1 rRNA gene is annotated in these 3259 nt (G+C 56.6%); it reads right to left on the reverse strand.

The window, feature by feature from the left end:
- Positions 1 to 80 precede the first annotated feature (80 nt).
- Positions 81 to 3217 (reverse strand): 23S ribosomal RNA (locus QSK10_RS34145).
- Positions 3218 to 3259: the final 42 nt, after the last annotated feature.

Raw genomic sequence — 3259 nt, forward strand, 5'->3', positions numbered from 1 at the left:
GGGGGCTGCTGTGGTGTGTTGTTTCAGATGAACATAGTGGGTGCGATTTTCTGGCGGCGTGTCACGCGCTGCTTAAAGGATTTGTTAAGTCCTCGGCCTATTAGTACCGGTCAACTGAACACATTACTGTGCGTACATTTCCGGCCTATCAACCCAGTAGTCTAGCTGGGGGCCTTACTCCCTTGCGGGATGGGATACCTTATCTTGAAGCGAGTTTCCCGCTTAGATGCTTTCAGCGGTTATCTCTTCCGAACGTAGCCAACCAGCCGTGCCTTTGGCAAGACAACTGGCACACCAGAGGTTCGTCCGTCCCGGTCCTCTCGTACTAGGGACAGCCCTTCTCAAGTATCCTACGCGCACGGCGGATAGGGACCGAACTGTCTCACGACGTTCTAAACCCAGCTCGCGTGCCGCTTTAATGGGCGAACAGCCCAACCCTTGGGACCTACTCCAGCCCCAGGATGCGACGAGCCGACATCGAGGTGCCAAACCATCCCGTCGATATGGACTCTTGGGGAAGATCAGCCTGTTATCCCCGGGGTACCTTTTATCCGTTGAGCGACACCGCTTCCACATGCCAGTGCCGGATCACTAGTCCCTGCTTTCGCACCTGCTCGACCCGTCGGTCTCACAGTCAAGCTCCCTTGTGCACTTACACTCAACACCTGATTGCCAACCAGGCTGAGGGAACCTTTGGGCGCCTCCGTTACATTTTGGGAGGCAACCGCCCCAGTTAAACTACCCACCAGGCACTGTCCCTGAACCGGATCACGGTCCGAGGTTAGATACCCAGAACAATCAGAGTGGTATTTCAAGATCGCCTCCACGGACACTGGCGTGACCGCTTCACAGGCTCCCACCTATCCTACACAAACTGCTCCAAGCACCAATACCAAGCTATAGTAAAGGTCCCGGGGTCTTTCCGTCCTGCCGCGCGTAACGAGCATCTTTACTCGTACTGCAATTTCGCCGGGCCTGTGGTTGAGACAGTGGGGAAGTCGTTACGCCATTCGTGCAGGTCGGAACTTACCCGACAAGGAATTTCGCTACCTTAGGATGGTTATAGTTACCACCGCCGTTTACTGGCGCTTAAGTTCTCCGCCTCGCTCCGAAGAGCTAACAGGTCCCCTTAACGTTCCAGCACCGGGCAGGCGTCAGTCCATATACATCGAATTACTTCTTCGCATGGACCTGTGTTTTTAGTAAACAGTCGCTTCCCCCTGGTCACTGCGACCCCAACCAGCTCAACGAGCTAGCCGCGTCACCAGCCGGGGTCCCCCTTCTCCCGAAGTTACGGGGGTAATTTGCCGAGTTCCTTAACCACAGTTCACCCGATCGCCTTGGTATTCTCTACCTGACCACCTGAGTCGGTTTGGGGTACGGGCCGCTCGAAACTCGCTAGAGGCTTTTCTCGGCAGCATGGGATCACTGACTTCACCTCAATCGGCTACCCGTCACATCTCACCCTACGTGAACCACGGATTTACCTATGGTTCGGGCTACATGCTTGGCCCGGCACTACCATTCACCGGGATCAGCTACCCTCCTGCGTCACCCCATCGCTTGACTACTACCACACGGGATCCCACCCGGCCACACCCCAGCAGACCCGAAGGCCCACAACAGGATGCTTGGAGTGGTTAGCACACGAAGGTTCGTCATGGTCGCTTCTACGCGGGTACGGGAATATCAACCCGTTGTCCATCGACTACGCCTCTCGGCCTCGCCTTAGGTCCCGACTTACCCAGGGCGGATTAGCCTGGCCCTGGAACCCTTGGTCATCCGGCGGCAGGGTTTCTCACCCTGCTTTCGCTACTCATGCCTGCATTCTCACTCGCGCGGCCTCCACAGCTAGGTCACCCTGCTGCTTCACTGCCCGCACGACGCTCCCCTACCCACCCACACACCTGGACCAACCCCCGCAGGAGAAGGCCTGGTTAATGTGTGAGTGCCACGGCTTCGGCGGTGTACTTGAGCCCCGCTACATTATCGGCGCAGAACCACTTGACCAGTGAGCTATTACGCACTCTTTCAAGGGTGGCTGCTTCTAAGCCAACCTCCTGGTTGTCTCCGCGATCCCACATCCTTTTCCACTTAGCACACGCTTAGGGGCCTTAGCCGGTGATCTGGGCTGTTTCCCTCTCGACTACGGAGCTTATCCCCCGCAGTCTCACTGCCTCGCTCTCACTTACCGGCATTCGGAGTTTGACTGACTTCGGTAAGCTTGTCGGCCCCCTAGGCCAATCAGTGCTCTACCTCCGGCAAGAAACACGAGACGCTGCACCTAAATGCATTTCGGGGAGAACCAGCTATCACGGAGTTTGATTGGCCTTTCACCCCTACCCACAGGTCATCCCCCAGCTTTTCAACGCTGGTGGGTTCGGTCCTCCACGCGGTCTTACCCGCGCTTCAACCTGCCCATGGGTAGATCACTCCGCTTCGGGTCTAGAGCACGCGACTATGTTCGCCCTATTCAGACTCGCTTTCGCTACGGCTACCCTCCACAGGTTAACCTCGCCACGCACCACTAACTCGCAGGCTCATTCTTCAAAAGGCACGCCATCACCCGCCATCCACTAAAGAATGCACGGGCCCTGACGGATTGTAAGCACATGGTTTCAGGTACTATTTCACTCCCCTCCCGGGGTACTTTTCACCTTTCCCTCACGGTACTAGTCCGCTATCGGTCACCAGGAAGTATTTAGGCTTACCAGGTGGTCCTGGCAGATTCACGGCAGATTTCAGGGGTCCGCCGCTACTTGGGACACACCATCTGCAGGCCATGCGTTTTCACCTACCGGACTCTCACCGTCTACGGTCGGCCTTCCCAGACCATTCGGTTAACACACGACTTTATAACTGCAGCCAGAAGTGGTAGCAACTGGACAGGTGCTCCCGCAACCCCGATGACGCAACCCCTACCAGGTATCACACGCCACCGGTTTAGCCTCATCCGCTTTCGCTCGCCACTACTCACGGAATCACTGTTGTTTTCTCTTCCTACGGGTACTGAGATGTTTCACTTCCCCGCGTTCCCTCCACACCGCCTATACATTCAGCGGTGGGTGACACGCAATGACACGTGCCGGGTTTCCCCATTCGGACATCCTGGGATCACAGCTCGGTTGACAACTCCCCCAGGCCTATCGCGGCCTCCCACGTCCTTCATCGGCTCCTGGTGCCAAGGCATCCACCATGCGCCCTTGACAACTTAACAAACACAACAACACAGACAACGACCCAAAACAACAACAACCCC

The organism is Actinorhabdospora filicis (assembly GCF_030269765.1).
In the GTDB taxonomy this organism is placed as follows: domain Bacteria; phylum Actinomycetota; class Actinomycetes; order Mycobacteriales; family Micromonosporaceae; genus Actinorhabdospora; species Actinorhabdospora filicis.